1 protein-coding gene is annotated in these 1731 nt (G+C 64.4%); it reads left to right on the forward strand.

Going from position 1 to position 1731, the window contains the following annotated elements; genetic code table 11:
- On the forward strand, nt 1-1731 hold a 1731-nt coding region (locus E0T84_RS31480), incomplete at both ends, for a condensation domain-containing protein (protein WP_249383797.1).

Consider the following 1731-nt stretch of genomic DNA (forward strand, 5'->3'; position numbering starts at 1 on the left):
CACCGGCACCGATCATTATCGGGCGCCGGGCACCGCGACCGAGGAGATCCTGGCCGGCATCTACGCCCAGGTCCTCGGCCTGGAACGGGTCGGCATCGACGACTCCTTCTTCGACCTCGGCGGCGACTCCCTGACGGCGATGAGACTGATCGCCGCCGTCAACACCGGCCTCGACGCCGATGTCAGCGTCCGTACCTTGTTCGACGCGCCCACCGTCGCCCAGCTGGCACCGAACATCCAGGCGGGCTCGGGTGGACGTCAGCCGTTGGTCGCTCAACAGCGGCCGGACGTCATTCCACTGTCCTACGCGCAACAGCGGCTGTGGTTCTTGGAGCAATTGCAGGGGCCATCGTCGATCTACAACATGGCGGTGGCATTGCGGCTCGACGGCAATCTGGACGCGGCTGCGCTGGGACAGGCATTGGCCGATGTGGTGGGGCGGCACGAGAGCCTGCGCACGAAGTTCGGGGTCGCCGACGGGATTCCTCAGCAGTTGGTCGTGCCGGCCGCACAAGCAGAACTGGGCTGGCAGGTTGTCGACGCCACCGGGTGGTCGGCGGATCGGTTGGAGGAGGCGGCAGGAGCTGTCGGACGGCGGCACTTTGACCTCACGCAGGAAATCCCATTGCGGGCAACGCTCTTCCGGATAGCTGAGGATCAACACGTTCTGGTGGCGGTGGTCCACCACATCGCTGCCGATGGTTGGTCGATCACGCCATTCGTGGCGGATCTGGGCTCGGCCTACGGAAGCCGTTGTGCCGGCCGGGCCCCGGAGTGGGCGCCGTTGTCGGTGCAGTACGCCGATTACACGTTGTGGCAGCACGATTGGCTGGGGTCGGCATCTGATCCGGACAGTGTGATTGCCACACAGCTGGCCTATTGGGAACAAGAACTGGCCGATCTGCCTGAGCGTCTCGAGCTGCCGACTGATCGGCCGTATCCGCCGGTGGCCGACTACCAGGGTTCCAGTGTGGTGGTGGATTGGCCTGCCGAACTGCAGCAACAGGTGGCACGCGTCGCCCGCGAGCACAACTCGACCAGCTTCATGGTGGTCCAGGCCGCGCTGGCAGCGCTGCTCTCCGAGCTGAGTGCCAGTTCCGATGTGGCGGTGGGAATCGCAACTGCCGGCCGAAGCGATCCGGGCCTCGATGAACTGGTCGGCTTCTTCGTCAACACTCTCGTGCTACGGCTGGACCTGGGCGGTGACCCCACCGTTTCTGATCTGTTGGACCAGGTACGCCAACGCGGGTTGGCGGCGTTCGAGCATCAGGACGTGCCGTTCGAGGCACTTGTCGAGCGACTCAACCCGACCCGGAGCCTGACCCACCACCCACTCGTGCAGGTGATGGTGTCATGGCAGAACTTCGCCGCCGAGCAAGCTTCTAGTCTGCACCTGGGTAACGTGCAAGCCACACCGATGGATGCAGAAACCCGAACCGCCCGTATGGATCTGGTGTTCTCGCTGGCTGAACGCTTCAACGACGTGGGCGCCCCGGCCGGCATCGGCGGCGTGGTGGAGTTCCGCACCGACGTATTCGACGCGGCGAGCGTTCGCACACTCGTCAAGAGGCTGCAACGTGTATTGGCGGCGATCACAGCTGACACTGCTCAGCGGTTGTCGGCTGTAGATGTGTTGGATGCGGCTGATTGTGCTCGGTTGGATGAGGTTGGTCATCGGGCGGTGTTGATGCGGCCGGTGGTGGAGTCTTCGATTCCGGTGTTGTTCGGGGC

The sequence above is a fragment of the Mycobacterium sp. DBP42 genome (assembly GCF_005924235.1).
In the GTDB taxonomy this organism is placed as follows: Bacteria; Actinomycetota; Actinomycetes; order Mycobacteriales; family Mycobacteriaceae; genus Mycobacterium; species Mycobacterium syngnathidarum.